At 72.5% G+C, this 18018-nt stretch carries 13 protein-coding genes and 1 tRNA gene; 11 read left to right on the top strand and 3 right to left on the bottom strand.

All coding sequences use genetic code 11. The features are described 5' to 3' along the window. The first annotated feature begins 167 nt into the window (after nucleotides 1-167). Both BLR49_RS08505 and BLR49_RS08500 read left to right on the top strand, forming a co-directional pair. Complete coding sequence (locus tag BLR49_RS08505) at nucleotides 168-1148, top strand: serine/threonine-protein kinase (protein WP_092536380.1); 981 nt, start codon at nucleotides 168-170, stop codon at nucleotides 1146-1148. Further along, complete coding sequence (locus BLR49_RS08500; RefSeq protein WP_092536378.1) at nucleotides 1145-2842, top strand: DNA polymerase Y family protein; 1698 nt, start codon at nucleotides 1145-1147, stop codon at nucleotides 2840-2842. The genes BLR49_RS08505 and BLR49_RS08500 overlap by 4 nt, the downstream gene beginning before the upstream one ends. On the opposite strand, the gene BLR49_RS08495 is transcribed toward BLR49_RS08500, so the two are convergent. Beyond that, nucleotides 2833-3561: a phosphatase PAP2 family protein gene (locus BLR49_RS08495; protein ID WP_092536375.1), complete on the bottom strand. Its 729-nt coding sequence runs from the start codon at nucleotides 3559-3561 to the stop codon at nucleotides 2833-2835. The genes BLR49_RS08500 and BLR49_RS08495 overlap by 10 nt on opposite strands. Nucleotides 3562-3735: 174 nt before the next feature. On the opposite strand from BLR49_RS08495, the gene BLR49_RS08490 reads away from it, so the two are divergent. The 5 genes from BLR49_RS08490 (at nucleotide 3736) to BLR49_RS08470 (ending at nucleotide 12061) form a co-directional block, all read left to right on the top strand. After that, on the top strand, nucleotides 3736-4359 hold the full coding sequence (locus tag BLR49_RS08490; RefSeq protein WP_092536372.1) for a thymidine kinase: 624 nt from the start codon (nucleotides 3736-3738) through the stop codon (nucleotides 4357-4359). Nucleotides 4360-4449: 90 nt separating this feature from the next. Next, nucleotides 4450-5202: a SatD family protein gene (locus BLR49_RS08485; RefSeq protein WP_092536369.1), complete on the top strand. Its 753-nt coding sequence runs from the start codon at nucleotides 4450-4452 to the stop codon at nucleotides 5200-5202. Next, entirely contained in the window at nucleotides 5202-5792 is a 591-nt protein-coding gene (locus tag BLR49_RS08480) for a hypothetical protein (protein ID WP_245690568.1), read from the top strand. The genes BLR49_RS08485 and BLR49_RS08480 overlap by 1 nt, the downstream gene beginning before the upstream one ends. Before the next feature lie 302 nt (nucleotides 5793-6094). Then, entirely contained in the window at nucleotides 6095-8668 is a 2574-nt protein-coding gene (locus BLR49_RS08475) for an HNH endonuclease signature motif containing protein (protein ID WP_092536366.1), read from the top strand. A 66-nt stretch (nucleotides 8669-8734) separates the two neighbouring features. Next, entirely contained in the window at nucleotides 8735-12061 is a 3327-nt protein-coding gene (locus BLR49_RS08470) for an error-prone DNA polymerase (protein WP_092536363.1), read from the top strand. A gap of 15 nt (nucleotides 12062-12076) precedes the next feature. Here BLR49_RS08470 and BLR49_RS08465 read toward each other — a convergent pair whose 3' ends face one another. Both BLR49_RS08465 and BLR49_RS08460 read right to left on the bottom strand, forming a co-directional pair. Continuing rightward, nucleotides 12077-13519 carry an AI-2E family transporter gene (locus BLR49_RS08465; RefSeq protein ID WP_092536360.1) on the bottom strand — a complete coding sequence of 481 codons (1443 nt, stop codon included), beginning with the start codon at nucleotides 13517-13519 and terminating at the stop codon, nucleotides 12077-12079. 1 nt (nucleotide 13520) lies between these two features. Next, entirely contained in the window at nucleotides 13521-14225 is a 705-nt protein-coding gene (locus BLR49_RS08460; protein WP_092536357.1) for an HAD hydrolase-like protein, read from the bottom strand. Between the two features lie 57 nt (nucleotides 14226-14282). Here BLR49_RS08460 and BLR49_RS08455 point away from each other — a divergent pair, with 57 nt between their 5' ends. The 4 genes from BLR49_RS08455 (at nucleotide 14283) to BLR49_RS08440 (ending at nucleotide 17970) form a co-directional block, all read left to right on the top strand. Next, complete coding sequence (locus BLR49_RS08455; protein WP_092536354.1) at nucleotides 14283-15155, top strand: D-hexose-6-phosphate mutarotase; 873 nt, start codon at nucleotides 14283-14285, stop codon at nucleotides 15153-15155. Nucleotides 15156-15287: 132 nt separating this feature from the next. Continuing rightward, nucleotides 15288-15375 (top strand) — tRNA-Leu (locus BLR49_RS08450). Nucleotides 15376-15483: 108 nt separating this feature from the next. Then, a complete protein-coding gene (locus BLR49_RS08445) occupies nucleotides 15484-16779 on the top strand; it encodes an MFS transporter (protein ID WP_425425763.1) in 1296 nt (431 codons plus the stop codon). A gap of 39 nt (nucleotides 16780-16818) precedes the next feature. Next, nucleotides 16819-17970 carry a bifunctional GNAT family N-acetyltransferase/nucleoside triphosphate pyrophosphohydrolase family protein gene (locus BLR49_RS08440; RefSeq protein WP_092536351.1) on the top strand — a complete coding sequence of 384 codons (1152 nt, stop codon included), beginning with the start codon at nucleotides 16819-16821 and terminating at the stop codon, nucleotides 17968-17970. Nucleotides 17971-18018 lie beyond the last annotated feature (48 nt).

Raw genomic sequence — 18018 nt, 5'->3', positions numbered from 1 at the left:
GCGGACCTCCTCGGAGTTGAGCGGAGCGCCGGTCGGCTTGTTGACCGGGGTGATGACCACCACTTTAGACGCGGCTCGGATGCGATTCGTGTCGGAGGGCGTCACTACTCTTGCAATCGAACATCGAACAGGTGTTCGATAGGTGTTCCCGTCGGGAGTAAGGAACCATGAGACAGACCCAGCAGGGCGTCGGCGTCGCCGGAGGCGCGGTACGTGCCGACCGCCTCGCCGCGGCCCGCACCGCCCTCGCGCGCGCCGAGGAACGCACAGGCCTCCGCGGGCGGGGCGCCTGGGAGGTTTCCCGCGCCTTCGGCGGTGCCTCCCGGGATATGCGTGGCTCCGGCGCCGCCGCGCTGGCGGTTCCGATGCTCCGCCAGGGGGCGGAGGAAGCGGGGGGCGTGAACCTCCTCCCGACGGGAGCCGAGTCCGTCGGCGTGGCGACCGTGACCGGATCGGCCGGTGCGCTGCTCGTCTTGGCCGCCCGCCGCCAGGGGGAGGAGGACTGGTGCGGGGTCGTGGGCTGCGAGGGGCTGGGGTGGCGGGCCGCCGCCGAGGCCGGTCTCGACCTCTCCCGAGTCCTCGCCGTTCCCGCCGCGGAACTGCCGCCCGAGCTGCTCACGGCGGTCCTCGGGGCCCTGCTGGACGGCGTTGCCGTACTCCTGGTCTCCGCCACGGTCGCCGCTGGCCTGCGGCCCCGCGACCGCCGCACCCTCCTCGCCCGCGCCCGAGAACGAGGACACCTCATTCTCACCCCCTCCCCCTGGGAGGGGGCGCGCACCCTGACCGCTCAGCCCGCCGACGTCGGCACCGAGCTGCCTACGGACCTCGCTACGGCAGGCCCACAGCCCGCCTTCTCGCCTAGCCCGCAGGCGCGGGGCGGTTCTGCCGCAGTCGTAGTCCCGCTGCGCAGCCGCGCTCCGGATGAGCCGCTCCCGCAGGAGTTGGCCGGAGGCTACCTGCAGCATCTCGCCTGGACCCTCCGCAGCCCCCACCGTCCCGGGCAGGTGCGCCTACTGCTCGACGCCGCCGGTGCGCATCTGTCCCCCACGGCCCCCGAGGCCCGCGCCGTTCCGACGCCCACGCCGCGACCGCGCCTGGTCCTCGTCGGTGGAGCCGATGCGCCCAACCCCCAGGAGGAAACCGCATGATTTCCCCCGTCCCCGCCGCGGGCCCGCCCGCTCCGAACTCGGCTCCGGACCCTCGCGAGCCACGGTTAATCGCCGTGTGGACGCCGGACTGGCCCGTCGTCGCCCTCACCCTGGAGGCGCGCCGTCCCGATACCCCCGATCCGGCCCTGGCCCCCGTGGCCGTCGTGGGCGGAAGGGGCGTTATCGCCGCTTCGGCGCCGGCCCGCGCAGCCGGCATCGCCCGCGGCATGCGCCTGCGTGTGGCCCGGTCGCTGTGTCCCGGGCTCGTCGTCCTGCCCCCGCAGCCCGACCGCGAAGCCCGTGCCTACGAAGCCGTCATGGAGGCCCTCTCCGAGCTTCTCGCCGATCCGCTGGTCGCCCGTCCCGGGCTGGCCCTGTCCACCGCCCGGGGCCCGGCCCGGTGGGCCGGCGGTGAGGAGCAGCTGGCGGCCGCCCTCGTAGAGGCCGTCACCGCCGGGCCGGGGGTCGAGTGCCAGGTCGGCATCGCCGACTCCCTGCTCGGCGTCGTCCTCGCCGCCCGCCGGGGCGTCATCGTCCCACCCGGAACCACCCCCGGCTTCCTCGCACCCTGGCCGCTGGACTGTCTGCTGCACGCCCTGGCCACGGAGCAGGGGCGTCGACGGGCCCGCCCCCTCCTGGAGGACTTCGGCCGGCTCGGCCTGCACCGCCTGGGCGACGTCGCCGCTCTGCCGCGCCGCGACGTCGCCGCCCGCTTCGGGCCCACGGGGGAGCTCCTGCACCGTCTCGCCTCCGGGGGCTGGGAGGCCCCGCCCCGGTCCGCCCGCCCGGCCGCCGACGTCGCAGCGGAGACTGCGCTCGACCCTCCCATCGAGCGGGCCGACACCGCGGCCTGGGCAGCCCGTTCTCTCGCCGAGCAGCTGTCTGCGCGCCTCGTCTCCCTGGGGATGTCGGCCGAACAACTCCGTGTGGAGGCACGGTGTGAGAACGGGGCGGAGCTGGGGCGCTCCTGGCTGCTCGGCACCACTCCCACGCCCGCCGAGCTCACCGACCGTGTGCGCTGGCAGCTGGAGGGTTGGCTGGCCGGCCGCTCCGGACGTCCGCCTGCTGCGCCCCTGATCCGACTCCGCCTTGTCGCCCTCGGTCTTGCCCCCGCGGGCGCCGCCCAGGCCGGCCTGTGGGCCGCTCCCGGGGAGCAGGCGGAGCGCCGGGCGCACCGCGCCGCCGGGCGCGTCGAATCCCTCCTCGGCGCCGGCGGTCTCCGCGTTCCCGTGCCACGTCCCGGGCGCGACCCGCGCTCACGCGTCATCCTCGTCGGCTGGGGGGAGACTTCCGGCAACGTCCCGCCCCCCGCCCCCTGGAACGGCGCCCTGCCGTCCCCCTCGCCCGCGCTGGTTCCTCCGGAGCCACTGCCCGCCCGTCTTCTTGACCGCGAAGGGCGGGATGTCGGCGTCGACCGTCAGGGCCAGCTGACCGCCACGCCGGTCGCTGTGACTCTGGAGTCCTCCGCTGCAGGGGGTGCGCCGCAGTGGGGCGGAGGCTGGGGTGGTGAGCCGGAGGGCTGGAGCGCACGGCGGCGAGTCGTCTTCTGGGCGGGTCCCTGGCCGGTCGACGAGCACTGGTGGCGGCCCGGGGGCGCGTCGCGGCGCGCCTACCTGCAGGTCGTTACCGATACCGGGCCGCCCCTGCTGCTCGCCCGCTCTGGCCGCTGGTGGATCGACGGCGTCTACGCCTGATCCCGAGGCCGCCCCGAACCCGCCGCGGGCGCCCGCGGACCGCCTCCTGCCGGGAGCATGCGGGGACGCCGTCGAACGGTGAGAACGATGACGCCGACCACGCACAGCCAGGCCAGGGCGATGCTCCAGCCCGCGAGCACGTCGGTGAGCCAGTGATAGGCGAGGTATATGCGCGACAGGCCCACCAGCACAATGGCGGCGCAGGCCGCCGCGGCTGCCAGCACCTTGCGGGCCGGCGCCGTCGTCGAGAACAGCACGAAGCCCGCCAGGACTCCTGCGAAGACCCCGGTGTTGAACGCATGCCCGGAGGGGAAGGCCCAGGAGGAGGCGGGCTCTCCCAGCAGCAGCGAGGCCGCTGGGCGCGACCGGGCGAAGACGAGTTTCAGCAGCACGGTGAGTGACGAGGAGCCGATCATGGCCCCGGCCAGTACCAGGGCGTGCTCTCTGCGCCCGCGCAGCAGCAGGAGCGCGCAGACGGCCAGCGTGAGCAGCGTCAGCCCGAGTGTGCCGCCCAGGTGCGTGAGCGGCCACGCCACCGCGGTAACAAGTCCGTGCCGCATGCGCACCGTCCAGGTGGTCACCGCGGGATCGTAGGCGGCCAGGGAGTGCCCGAACTCGGTGCTGACCGCGAGCCATGCGAATACGCCGATCGCCGCCGTTGCCACGAGGGCGAGAAGCGGCCGGAGATCCCGCTGCGGGGCGGCGATGGTTTGCTGCATAGGGCAAGAGCCTATAAAGCCGCCCTGGGCGGCACCTGTGGCGGACATCGGTAGCGGGGATGAATGCGGACCGGCCCGGTAGCATCGTGGCGGGTCGCCCCGGACCCGACAGGCGGGTGTCGGGGACTGTGCAGAGGGAGCAAGCCCCGCTCCGGGAGAGGAATCGGAACACGCATGGCCAAGCTCTACTTCCGCTACGGCGCCATGAACTCGGGCAAGACCACTGGGCTGCTCCAGACCGCCTACAACTACGAGGAGCGGGGGCAACGGGTGCTCCTCATCAAGGCCGCCGTCGACACCAAGGGCGATGACACCGTGGTCTCCCGCCTGGGGATGACCCGCCGCGTCGACCTGCTCGTCACGGCCACCGACGACGTCCGTGCCCTCGTGCGCCGTGCCGCCCTGGGGGAGCGCGCCGCCGACCCGCGGGTCGGCGCGCTCGAGGCGGTCGACTGCGTACCGGTCGATGAGGCGCAGTTCCTCACCCCGGCGCAGGTCGATCAGCTCATGGAGATCGTGCTCATCGACGACGTCCCCGTGCTCGCCTACGGGATTCGCACCGACTTCCGCACCTTGAGTTTTCCCGGATCGCGGCGCCTGCTGGAGATCGCCCACTCCCTGGAGGAGCTCAAGACGATCTGCCGCTGCGGACGCAAGGCCATCTTCAACGCTCGCAAGGTGGATGATGCATTCGTCTTCGACGGCGACCAGGTGGCCATCGACGGCGCCGACGTCACCTACGAGTCCCTGTGCGGCAAGTGCTACCTGGCGGCCGGGGGCGTGCTGCCGGGGGAGTAGGGGCACGGGCGCGCAGGGCGCTGCGGGCTCCCCGGCGACTCTCCGCGGATGCCCTTGTAATGAGAGAAATACAAGCGCTACCGTGAAGGCGTGGATGTCTACTACGCCATCATCGCCGATATCGTCGGATCCCGGCGTCTGACCGACCGCCACGCCGCGCAGGCCGTCTTCGCCGATGCGCTGACGCGGGCGGCCGCGGGGCTGGCGCTGCCGCAGAAACCCGTCGCCACCGTTGGCGACGAGTTCCAGGCCATTGCCGCCTCGCTGCCCGCCGCCCTGACGCTCACCCTGCGCACTCAACTGCTTCTGCCCGAGGGACTGGCCCTGCGCTTCGGCATCGGTGCCGGGCGGGTGGAGACGATCTCCGCCGCCGACGGCGCCGGCATCGGCATTCAGGACGGCAGCGCCTGGTGGGCGGCTCGGGAGGCTATCGAGCAGGCGCATACCGTCCAGGACGCGGGCCGGGAGTTCTGCCGCACCTGGATGCGCGTGGCGCGGGATACCGCCGTCGACGTCCCCGGGGCGGCGGGCGAGGGCGAAGCGGTTGTCAATGCGCTGCTCCTGCTGCGCGACCAGGCCGTTGCCCGGCTGCGTCCGCGCCAGCGGCGCATGACCGCGGCGCTTCTGGCCGGCGCCACCCAGGTCGAGGTGGCCCGGGCGGAGAAGGTCAGTCAGCAGGCCGTCTCCGACTTCTCCCGCGGCCCGGGAGCGGCCCTCATCGAGGCCCAGTCCCTGATCGACGCCGTCACTGCGGCCGACGCCGTCACTGCGGCCGACGCCGTCACCCCGGCCGACGCCGTCACCACGGCCGACGCCGTCACCGCGGCGAGAGAGGAACAGTGATGACCGCGCTTGTGCTGCTGCTGGCCGGGCTCGCCAGTGCCCTACCCGTCCTGGAGCGGCGACTCGTCGGCGAGGGGAGCTCGGCGCGGCGGGCGGCAGCCGTCGCCGCCGGAACCGGGGCTCTCGTCGTCGTCGGAATCCTCCTCGCCCGAGGGCCGCTGGGGCTCTCGGCCGCAGGCGTTGCGGTCGCCATCGCGGTACCGGTCGCGTGGAGCGCCTGGGATGCGCTGGCGCCCGCCGAGTGGAGCGGGCCGGTGTCGCTCGTCGCGATCGTCGTAGCCGTCGGAGTCTGTGCCGTACTGGCCGCTCCCGTTGGTACGTCCGTGGCGCGGGCGTGCGCCGTGGTGGGTGCGGTGATTCTCCTGGGAGTGCCGGCGAACGGGCTGGTGTCGGCCGTCCTTGAGCTCGCCCGTGGTTCACAGTCATCCGCGGGCGCGCTGAGACCGCTGGTCGCGGCGATGCGCGGTGGGCGCTGGATCGGCCCGCTTGAGCGCATCCTCATCCTCCTGCTCGCGGCGGCCGGAGCGCAGGCCGCGGTCGCGGCGGTCATTGCCGCCAAGGGTGTGATCCGCTTCCCGGAGATCAACTAGGATCAGGACGGCCGCAAGGCGGAGGAGTTCCTCATCGGCTCGATGACCTCGTGGATTCTGGCGGCGCTCGCGGTTGCCGCGGTGGCCGTGGCCTGAGCCCGGGTCTGGTTTCTCCCGGGGCTCTGCCCCGCCGGATCTGTCCAGCCGGGCCCCGGGACGCTCCTCGTCTCGGCCTGGGGCGGGCGGGTCGGCTTGCGGGGGAGGCGGGCGCGCAAGGAGTGTGATGCATATCTCGTTAATGGGTCGTACGCGGGAGTGAAGTGGGGCGAGTTCGTGTCGGACCCACGCGGTATCTTGTACATATGTTCGAAGGCGGGGGTGTTGAGAGCCGACCCGCCCGGGGTGCCGGGGCGGGAGTTATCGGCCTGCCCGCTGCCGAAAGGACGGCGGCGCGCACCGTAGCCGTCCCGGCGGGGGCCGCGCCCGGGCCGGAGCTCCCAGCCGCTGCGGGTGCGGACTCGGAGAGCCTGGTTGAGCGCCTCGCGGGGGTGCCGGCCGGCGCGGGTTTGGCGGGCTTGGTTGAGGATCTGCTGTCGGTGCTGCTGGCGCCCGCCCATCCCGACAAAGCCGTCGGCGCCGATTCCGGCGGCGGAGCCGGCCCCACCGATGACGTGGTGGAGGTCGCGGATGTTCTGGGGATTGCTGACACCGACAGGCTGCTGGCGGCTGTCACTAGTCCGGGTGAGCGGGAGCTGGCGCAGGCGGCCGGGCGGCTGGGTCCGGACTGGGGCGGGGCGACGGGCGTTGACGCGCTGGCCTGCCTGGGCGGGGAGGGGCTTAGCGAGCTGGTGGGAGCGTGCCACCGTTTGGGCGCCTGGGCCGCCTGGTGCGAGGGCGTGGCGGCTGCCTGTCTGGCACGTACACCGGAGATGAACCGCGGGGTCGCCCCCTGGGGGCCAGGCGGAAAACCCGGGCCGTTCATAACAGCCGAGGAGCAACGATTCACCACCAGCGGGGAGATCGCCGCCCGCCTGGGCGCCACCCGCAGCAGCGCCGGATGCCTCTTGGATCGTGGCAATGCGCTGCTGCAACCCGAGTTCGCGCCCACGGAGGCCCTGCATCGGGCCGGGCTACTGGACGCCTCTAAGACCGCCCTGGTCATCCGGCGCCTGGGGGACGCCGCCCCTGAGGTGGTTGTGGGGGTGCAGGAGCGGGTGCTGGCGCGTGCCCCGCGCCGCACGTGTTCTCAGCTGGGCAGAGATATCGATCGGGCCCTGGCCGCTCTGGATCCCGATGGTGCTGGCCACCGCCGCAAGCGCAACGTGGCGGGCCGGCACATGACTCGGCCCCGCCAGGCCGGTGAGGGCGTCCATGAGATGCGGCTGGTACTGCCGAGCCTGGATGCGCTGCTGCTGGACGCGACCCTGGACGCCATCGCCGCGTCCGCGCGGGCGGCCGGGGATGAGCGGAGCCTGGGGCAGCTGCGGGCCGACGCCATCACCGGCATGACGCTTCGCACTCTGCAAGGCAGCCAGAATCTGGCCTGTCGAACCAGCCCCAACAATGGCCGCGGCGGTGGCAGTGACGATGCAAGCGGCGGAAGCGACGGCGATGGTGGTCCGCGGACACCGACGGTCTCCGGCTTGCCGACACCAGTCGTCACTGACGGAGCCGGGGGTGTAGCCGGTGCAGGCGTCTCCGCTGCGGCTGGGACTGAGGCTGCTGGCCTGCTGCCGGATGGGGTGCCGCTGGCAGGCCTGCTGGGTGCTCTCAGCGGTCTGGTGGAGCCCTCCCGTCCGTGGTGGACGCCGTCTGGTACCGAGCCGGTCTACCCGCCGCCCGGGATCAGTATCAATGTTGACGTCACGGTTCCGTTGAACCTGCTGCTGCCCGATGACAACAGGCTCGCCGCCGGCAGCCCGCCAGCAGACGGGTGCGAAGATCCGCCCACCTGCAGCGGGGAGGACCTGCCCGTTAGCGGGAGTACTGCGTCCGCTGCGCGCGGCGGAAGTCTGCCCACCGAAAGCAGCGGAACTCTGCCAGCTGTCGGCGGGGCGAGTCTTCCTGTCGGCGACGGCAGAGATTCGGCCGGAGTACCCGTGGTCCCGTCCGTGCCAGTGGCCCCGCCCGGATCGGCGGCGCCGTCGGCCGAGGCGGTGCCGACGGCGGAGGTTGTGATCGGCGCCGGCCGAGTGGCGGTGCCCGCCGCCACCGCTCGGGCCCTCGCCGCCGGCGGTGTCTGGCGCAGGCTGGTCACCGACCCGGTCTCCGGCACCGTCCTGGATGTGGGCCGGTCCCACTACCGGCCCCCGGCCGGTCTACGCGACCTCGTACGAGCCAGGGACCAGGAGTGTGCGTTCCCGGGCTGCACGGTCCCGGCCTTCCGCTGCGACATCGACCACATCAACCCCTGGGACCGGGGCGGGACTACCAGCCTGGACAACCTGGCCAGCCTGTGCCAGGCCCACCACCGTCTCAAGCACACCCCCGGATGGACGCTGACCCGCCAAGACCCGGACGACGGTTACCGGGACGGCGGCGGCCGCAGTGGCGGCCTCGGTGGCGCCTTGGTCTGGACTACCCCCACCGGGGCCCGCTACCGCCGCACCCCAGACGGGACCATCACCCTCCTGCCCCGCCGCATCGGGCCGCGTCAGCTGGCCGCTCCTGCACGGCGCGTGCCGGAGGAGCTGGCGTCCGCCGTCGACGAGGCGGTGATGACTCGGCTTCAGCACGGTCTGGACCTCGCTGCCCGAACGCCCAACTCGCCGGCCGCCGCTGCCGGTCGTATCAACCGCCCGGGGCGGCCCCCACGGATCACCAGCCGGGGGCCTCGCCCCGGCCGACCCGTCGGCGCCTTCGAGCCGACCCCTTACCCCGACGCCCTCCACCAGCTCGATCTCACCCCGCTGCTGGACGAAATCCCACCCTTCTAAACCACATCCCAGCGGGACGAGCCGCTCCTCCCGCCGCTGTGAGAATCACCGCTGAGGACCACTTCCATGAGTCGCGCTACTGCCGCCACGCACCGCTACGCCGAACTCCACGCCCACTCCGCCTACTCCTTCCTGGACGGCGCCAACGAGCCCGAGGACCTCGTCGCCGCCGCCGCTGAGCTCGGCCTCGAGGCCATCGCCCTCACCGATCACGACGGCATGCCCGGTATCGTCCGGCACGCACAGGCCGGCCGCACCTATGGAATCCCCACCGTCCACGGCACCGAGCTGACTCTCGACGACGGTGCTCACCTGCCGCTCCTCGCCCGGGGGCCGCTCGGTTACCACCGTGTGTGCGCCGCCATCTCCCGTCACAATCTCGCCGCCGGCCGCCGCGTGGACCCCGCCCATCGGCTGCCGACCCTGGCCGCCGCCCTGCGCTCCACCTGCCTGGTCCTCACCGGCACCGCCAACGGGCCTCTCCGTCGCGCCCTCGGCGACCCACAGCGCCCGGACACCTGGGACCTCGGCTCCGCCGACGCCGTCCTCGGGCGCCTGGTCGGCCTCTTCGGCCAAGACGCAGTCGCCGTCGAGATCTCCCTGGACGCAGGTCCCACCGACGCCGCCCTCACCACCGTCCTCGCCAAGCTGGCCGGTGCCCACCGGCTTCCGCTCGTCGCCACCGGTGCCGTGCGCTGCGCCCGACCAGCAGACTCCCGCCTCGCGGATGTCCTGACCGCTACCCGCCTGCGCACCGACCTCGAGGGCGCCCGCGGACACCTGCCCGCCAGCGGCCGCTGGCTGCGCGGCCCGCAGGACATGGCGCGCCTCCACCGCCGGGCGCCTCACGCCGTCGACGCCGCCGCCGAGATCGCCCAGGAGCTCGCCTTCGACCTCACCCTCGTCGCCCCCGGGCTGCCCGATCCGGAGGTTCCAGAGGGGCACACGCCCGCAACCTGGCTGCGTGAGCTCACTCGCCGGGGAGCCCTGGCCCGCTACGGCACCGAGGCAGAGGACCCAGAGGCCTGGAGGGTCCTGGCCCACGAGCTCGACGTCATCGAGTCCCTGGGCTTCCCCGGATACTTCCTCATCGTCCGCTCCATCGTCGACTTCTGCGGCAGCGCCGGCATCCTGTGCCAGGGCCGGGGGAGCGCGGCCAACTCCGCCGTCTGCTACGCCCTGGGAATCACGGCGGTGGACGCCGTCCGCCACCGCATGCTCTTCGAACGCTTCCTCTCCCCGGGCCGGACCGGCTACCCCGACATCGACCTCGACATCGAGGCCTGCCGTCGCGAGGAGGTCATTCAGCACGTCTACGCCCACTACGGGCGCGACTACGCCGCCCAGGTCGCCAACGTCATCTCCTACCGGCCCCGCTCCGCGATCCGTGATGCCGCCCGGGCGCTCGGCCACCCCGCCGGGCTGCAGGACGCCTGGGCATCCCGGATGTCCCACCACTGGAGAAGCGTCCGCACCGACGACGGCGATCCCACCGGACCCGCCGCTTCCGCCGCCGACAGCCCTCCCGAGCAGGTCCTAGAAGTCGCCGAACAGCTATTGCGCCTGCCCCGGCACCTGGGCATCCACTCCGGCGGCATGGTGCTCGCCGACCGCCCCGTAACCGAGATCTGCCCGGTGCGCTGGTCCGCCATGGAGGGGCGCACCGTCCTGCAGTGGGACAAGGACGACTGCGCCGCTGCGGGCCTGGTCAAGTTCGATCTGCTGGGACTCGGGGAGCTGACCGCGCTGCGCCTGGCCTTCACCAGCCTGGCGCAGCGCGGCGAGACGGTGCCCGACCTTGCCCCCGGCGGGGAGCTGCGCCCCGCCCAGGCGGGCCGGCCCTGGGGACTGCACACCCTCCCCGAGGAGGACCCCGCCGTCTACCGGCTGCTCAGCGCCGCCGACACGGTCGGCGTCTTCCAGGTCGAGTCCCGCGCCCAGATGGCCACCCTGCCCCGCCTGCGCCCGCGCGAGTTCTACGACATCGTCGTCGAGGTCGCCCTGATCCGGCCCGGTCCCATCCAGGGCGACGCCGTCAACCCCTATATCCGCCGCCGCCTGGGCCGCGAGCAGGTCACCTACCTGCACGAGTCCCTCCGGCCCGCACTGGCCAAGACCCTGGGGATCCCCCTGTTCCAGGAGCAGCTCATGCAGATCGCCGTCGATGCCGCCGGCTTCAGCCCGGCCGAGGCCGACGCCCTGCGGCAGGCGATGGGTTCCAAGCGCTCCGTGGAGCGCATGGAGGCCCTGCACGGGCGCCTGGTGCGCGGCATGCAGGAGCGGGGCATCGACCCGCCGACCGCGGAGACCATATTCGACAAGCTTCGCGCCTTCGCCGACTTCGGCTTCCCCGAGTCCCACGCCTTCTCCTTCGCCTACCTCGTCTACGCCTCCGCCTGGCTCAAGGCCCGCAAGCCCGAGGACTTCTACGCCGGTATCCTCGCCGCCCAGCCCATGGGCTTCTGGTCTCCGCAGAGCCTGGTCGCCGACGCACGCCGCCACGGCGTGCGGGTACTGCCCGCAGACATCAACTTCTCCCGGGAGCAGGCCGCCGTCGAGCCCAGGGACGACGCCGATGCCGTGCAGGCAGCTGTGCGAGCAGACCCCAACGCGCTCAGTCCCCTGGACGTCCACCCGGAGCTCGCCGTCCGCCTCGGCCTGGCCCCCATCAAGGGACTGGGTGACGCCGCCGTGGCCATCGTGGCCGAACGCACCGCCCACGGCCCCTACACCGGCATCGCCGATCTTGCCCGCCGCGTGCACCTGAGCCGCTCACGACTCGAGGCTCTCGCCGCCTCCGGGGCGCTGGCCTCCCTCGGCGTCGCCCGCCGTGAGGCCCTGTGGGCCGCGGGCGCCCTGGCCCAGGAGTACGGGCGGCGCCACGCCCCCGGCCATACCCATGACCACAGGCGGCCCGTCTGGTACCAGCCGCCGCTGCCCGGCACCGCCGTCGGCGCCCGTGCCCCGCACCTGGCCGACATGACCGACCGGGAGCGCCAGGACGCCGACCTGCGCCTGACCGGGGTCTCCACCGAGGCCTCACCCATTGCCTTCCAGCGCGACCGGCTCGCCGCTGCGGGCGTGCTGAGCGTCGCCGAGGTTCTGCACCATGAGCCGGGGCGTCGGGTGCGGGTGGCCGGGCTCGTCACCCACCGGCAGCGACCGAGCACCTCGGCCGGCACGATCTTCCTCAACCTCGAGGACGAGACCGGTCTGCTCAACGTCATCTGCCCCGTCGGCATGTGGCGGCGCTACCACGACGCCGGTCGCCGGGCCGCGGCACTCGTGGTGCGGGGGCTGGTCGAATCCGGCGACGGCGTGACCGCCCTCGTCGCCGAACGCCTGGAGGTGCTGCCGGGCGTCGCCTCGCCGGGCAGCCGCGACTGGTGCTAGCCAGCCGCCCGCCCCTCAGCCCCTGTCCCCGGAGTAGGCCGGCAGCTCGCCGACCACGGGTGCGTCCTTGGTGTGCAGCTCGGAGTACACCGACCAGGCCACGCTCACCAGCGGCACTGCCACGATCGCGCCGAGCAGGCCCGCGGCGTAGGTGCCCACGGCGACGGCGATGATGACCACCACCGGGTGCAGCGACACCTGCCGCCCCATGATCAGCGGCTGCAGAATGTGCCCCTCGATCTGGCCGATGCCGGCCACCCCCAGGCCCACGACGACCATCGTGATGAAGCCCTTCGAGGCCAGTGCCACCACCATGGCGATGATCATGGCCGTGGGGGCGCCGATGATCGGGATGAAGGCCCCGATGAAGACCAGCACCGCCAGCGGTGCGGCCAGCGGCACGCCGACGATCTGGAGGAAGATCCCGCACATGATTCCGTCGGTCAGCGCCACGATCACGGTGCCGCGGGCGTAGCCGGCGAAGGTGTACCAGCCGGCGCCGGCGGCGCGGTGGACGTCTTCGCGGATTCGGGCAGGAAGCTCGTTCAGGAACCACCGCCACATGCGTCCGCCGGAGGCCAGGAAGAAGATCGTGGTGAAGATCGCCAGCGCCAGCACGGCGAAGATGTTCACCACGGTTCCAGCATTGGACAGCACTTCCGTGGCCAGCGTGGGGGCGTTATTCATCAGGTAGTGCTGCCCCTGCTCGAGCAGCTGTTGCAGCTGCCCCGTCAGTTCCTGCTGGGTCAGGTCCAGCGGCAGCGGGCCGTCGACGATGAAGTCCACAATCGTGTCGACGCCGTCGGAGAACTGGGAGGCGAGCGTGTTCCACTGGTTCGTCACCGAGGTGACCACATAGGTCACCATTCCGGCCACGACCGCCAGAGCGCTGAGCAAAGCGAGGAAGGTGGCCGGGTAACGGGGCATGATCCGGGCGAACAGCTTCACCAGCGGTTGCAGGATCGAGGTGAGTACCAGCGCCATGAACACTCCTACGAATACCGGAATGATCCGTGAGGTGGCGAAGAAGACCAGGCCGATGACAATGATCAGCCCCAGCAGGAGCCAGGCCGAGATTCCACCGCGCACCAGCCACGAGGGCAGTGTGGCCAGCGGCGAGCGCGGAGCGGCGTCAACCACGTCGCTGTCTTCGGTGTCCGTGGAGGCAGACGCGGGGGAGTCGTTGTAGCGCAGCTGCTGCTCGCGGGCGTCGAGTCGAGCGCGCTCGGCCCGGTCGATCGTGCGTCCCAGCGCGCCCCGTCCCTCCCGCAGGCGGGAGGTGAGGTGTCGCAGTGCGGAATCCGCCGACTGTGTCTTCTCCGCGGAGGATGACGGGTTCCGCTCCTGCCCGGGCTGCTCCGCGGCGGTGGCCGCCGGGCCCGGGTCCAGACCGGGACCCTGCCCGATCTCCTTGTTCTCCGGGCTCCCTGCGGGAGCCGTATCCGACGTGTTTGCCATCTCAGACCTCCACTCCGAGCAGCGCCCCCAGCTCGGCCGGGGTGGTGACCAGGGCGATGGCGCCGCGCAGCTCCTCCGCACTTCCGTAGCCCCACAGGGCGCCGATGCAGTCGACGCCCTCGGCTCGGGCCCCCTGGACATCGTGGTCTAGGTCCCCGACGTGCACCGGCCGATCCAGGTCTGCTCCCGCCGCCGCCAGGCGTTGAAGCGCGGAGTGAATGACCGCCGCCTTCCTGCCACTGACGTCTCCGGCACGCGCCCCGCTGACCACGGTGAAGCAGTCGGCCAGACCCTTGTGCGCGAGGATCTCGCGCGCGTAGCCCTCGTGCTTGGAGGTCGCCAGCGCCAGCGGCATCCCGGCTGCATGCAGGCCGCGCACCAGTTCGGCCGCGCCGTCGTACAGGGGCGAGTCGAGCATCGTCTCGCGGTAGTGGCGCCGGTAGGTTGCAACCGCCTCGGCGTTGGCCGCACCGGTAAGGCCGGCATACAGGCGGAAGCCGTCGACCAGCGGGGGACCCACGAAGCGCATCAACTCCGCGGGTGCCTGCGCTGGCAGCCCCAATTCGCTGAATGCCGCCCTGAGCGCCATGAGGATCGCCGGCGCGGAGTCGACGAGGGTGCCGTCCAGGTCGAGCAGGACAGCGGTCGGGACATAAGGCAGCGGGAGCGGGCGGCCCTCAGCGCCGGCTCCGGCGGTGGTATACATGTTTTATCTGGCTCGCTCTCACTTGCGGACGCGGGCCAGCCTACTAGCGTGGCGTCTATGGACACAGACACCACGCGCCCCCGCCTGCCGCGGACCGCGGCCCTGACTCCGGGGCGGGGCGGCCAGCCGAGACTGCTCATCGACGCCCCCGCGGGCAGCGCCGAGATCTACCTGCACGGAGCGCACTTGACCGCCTGGACGCCGCGCGGCGGCAGGCCCGTCATCTTCACCTCGCGGCGGGCGGTGTTCGACGCCGTGGCCCCGATTCGCGGCGGCGTGCCGCTGTGCCTGCCCTGGTTCGGGGCAGGCGTGAGCGGTGACCGGCGGCCCGCACACGGCTGGGGGCGCGTCTCACCCTGGCAGCTGCGCAGCGTGGAGCCGCAGCCGGGCGGCGCCGTGCAGGCGCTGTTCACGCTTGAGCGCGATGGCATCGCGGCGCTGTACTCGGTGAGCGTGGGAGAGGAGCTCGCCCTCACGCTCTCCCTGCGCCGCAGCGCCGACGCTCCCACGGACCACCCGGTGGAGGCCGCCCTGCACACCTACCTGGCGGTCGGCGACGTGACGGCCGTGGAGGTGAGTGGCCTGGACGGGGTCCATTACCTGGACAAGGTGACCGGCCGGGCCGACCAGGTGCAGCGCGGGGCGCTGCGCATCACGGGACAGACGGACCGGGTCTACGCCTCCGGCTCACCGGTCACCGTCAGCGATCCGGCCTACGGCCGCCGCGTGCGCGTCACCGGCGTGCGCGCCCGCAACACCGTGGTGTGGAACCCGTGGAGTGCCGGTGCCGCCGCGCTGGCGGACATGGACGGCGACGAATTCGCCTCCATGCTGTGCGTGGAGAGCGCCGTCGTCGGGGACAGCGCCACCCGCCTGGAGCCGGGGGAGTCGGTGTCGCTGGGGACCAGGATCGCCGTCGCCCCGCTGTGAGTGGGAGTTGTGCTCCCCGCCGCCGCGGCTGTGACGCACGGCACCCGGGGCGGATTTGCCCGCTCTGGCCCGGAGCGTGTTAACTTTCGTGCGTCAGCAGTGCCGGGCTGTGCCCGGCGTCGGTGACGACAAGTCCGAGTGGCGGAATAGGTAGACGCGCTAGCTTGAGGTGCTAGTGCCTGATTAAAAGGGCGTGGGGGTTCAAGTCCCCCCTCGGACACCCCCAGCAGGGGCCGCGGCCAACGGGTCGCGGCCCCTAGTCATATCCGCAACATCTCCGTCTACTCGTCATCTCGAGAGCCCTAGCCCCGAAAAGGACCGCACCGCCGTGACCACCGATGCCCCCTCCGGACGCGGGCGCCTGCCCGCCGTCATCAAGGCCCGCATCGCCGTCTACCTGATGTTTCTGGCCAACGGGCTGGGATTCTCCAACCTGGTGCCGCGCTATCCGGAGATCCTGGAGCATCTGGGCATCAACAAGGCGGCCTTCGGTCAGGCAGTCATGTTCAACTCCATCGGGGCGCTCGTCGCCGGCCTGGCGGCCTCCTGGCTGATCACCCGCTTCACCTCCGCCCGGGTGGCCTGCCTGGGCATGATCATTCTGGGGGTCGGCCTGCTCGGTGCCGGCATGGCCGACTCCTGGATCGTCTTCGCCCTGTGCATGGCCTGGGTTGGTGGCACCGACGCCATCGTCGACGTCGCCCAGAACGCCCACGGCCTGCGCGTGGAGCGCCGCTGGGGCGGCTCCATCATCACCAGCTTCCACGCCGCCTGGTCGCTCGGCGCGGTGCTCGGCGCCACCACGGGGCAGGCGATGGCCGGGGCCGGAGTTCCGGTGGAGATCCACATGGCCGGTGTACTCGCGCTGCTCGCCGTCGTCTCCGGCGCGGCGATGCCTTGGACCATCAAGGGCCCCGACGCCGACGACCGCCGCCTGGCAGACGCCGCCGAGGACGCCGCCGCCGGTGCGGGCACCATCACCGCACCTGTCGATGTAGACCCGGACGCCGCCGCCACCGCACCGGTGACCTCGCCCTCCCGCGCACTGACCCTGACCCTCGTGGTGGTACTCGGGCTCATGTGCGCCGCCGCCATGTTCCCGGAGGATGTCACCGGCAACTGGTCCTCCCTGCTGCTGACCGAGCAGGGGGCCGCGGCCGGCATGGTGGGTATGGGACTGGTGTGCCTGCAGACCACCATGATCGTCGGGCGGCTGCTGGGAGACGCGGTCATCGACCGCCTCGGCGCCCGCAGGGTGATTGCGGGCGGGGGAGCGCTGGTCGCCCTCGGCATGGGCGCAGCCCTGCTGGCCGGATCGGTTCCGGGAACGCTGGTGGGCATGGTGATCTCCGGCGCCGGCTGCGCGGTGGCGGTGCCGGTCGCGTACGCGGCCGCCGACGACATCCCGGGTCTGCGCCCCGGCATGGGACTGACGATCGTGTCCTGGCTGGCGCGCGTAGTCATGCTCATCGCCCCGCCCATTGTCGGCTGGTTCGCCGACGCCCACGGCACCTGGGTGGCGCTCCTTTACGGCCTGCTCGGCGGGATCATCCTGCTGCTGAGCTGGCCGGCCCTGCGCCGGGGGCCGCGCCCCAACGCCGCGGGGGAGCCCGCTCGCGCCTGACTGCAACCCTCCGAGCCAGTACGCCGGTAGGCTCGTTTCATGCAGCCCTTCGAGATCCGTGTGCCCGCCGCCTCCGGCAACGGCGTCGACCTGCCCGAACTCCTGCTGTCGATCCCTACCGAGGCGGATGTCGACCGCGTGGCGGAGATCTGTCAGGACCCCGACATCCAGGAGTGGACCACCGTGCCCCGGGGGTACACCCGCGCGCACGCGCAGGACTTCATCGGCCGTATCGTGCGCGACGGCTGGGATGCCGGCAACGACCTGAACTGGGCCGTGCGCGAGGTCGAAGATGACGACGGGACCGTCCTGGTCGGCATGATGGGTGTGTCCGGGCAGCCGGACGGCACCTGGGAGATCGGCTACTGGCTGGCCCCCGAGGCCCGCGGCCGCGGTACCGTCTCCCGGGCCGCCCGGGCAGTCATCGAGACCGCCTTCGACCCGGACGGGCCCCTGCGTGCAGCCGCCCTGCGCTGGCGCTGCGACATTCACGACGGCGTGCCCAACTGGGCGTCCTGGCGCGTGGCCTGGGGGCTGGGCTTCCGCCGGGAGGGGCGGGTGCGCTCCTTCCTCGCCAACGACGGCGTCCTGCACGACGGCTGGGTGGGTACGCTCCTGCCCGCCGACCCGCGGCGCCCCGTGGCCCCCTGGGACGGTCCGGTCACCGTCGGCGGGCAGGTCGCGGGCTCCTCGCACACCCACGGCGCCGCCACCCCGCTGGTGGCTGCCGACGCCGTTGGGGAGCGCGAGGGGGACGACCCCGAGGCGCTGGTGCGCCGCTTCCACTCCACCTACGGCCTGCCGATCCAGACCGACGGGCCGAGCCTGGACCGCGAGAGCCTGCACATGCGCATGAGCCTGATCGCCGAGGAGTTCGCCGAGCTGACCGGCGCTGTCTACGGGCGGGCGGCACGCAGCGAGATCGAGTCCGCCTACCGGCGTGCCGTGGCCGCCGACGACGGCAGCCGCGACACGGTCGAGGCCGCGGACGCGCTCGCGGACCTGGTGTATGTCATCTACGGCATGGCCCTGGAGACCGGCATCGACTTGGCTGCGGTGCTGGCCGAGGTACAGCGCTCCAACATGTCCAAGCTCGGGCAGGACGGCAGGCCGGTCTATCGGGCGGACGGCAAGGTCCTCAAGGGGCCCGGCTTCTTCCCCCCAGACGTCCAGGGCGTACTCGGGCTCTAAGGGCCCTGGGACGCAGCCGCCGCCGTCCGGTGCGGTAGGCGCGGTGCC

Source organism: Actinomyces ruminicola (genome assembly GCF_900103885.1).
GTDB lineage: Bacteria > Actinomycetota > Actinomycetes > Actinomycetales > Actinomycetaceae > Actinomyces > Actinomyces ruminicola.
This window is presented reverse-complemented; position numbering and strand designations above follow the sequence as displayed.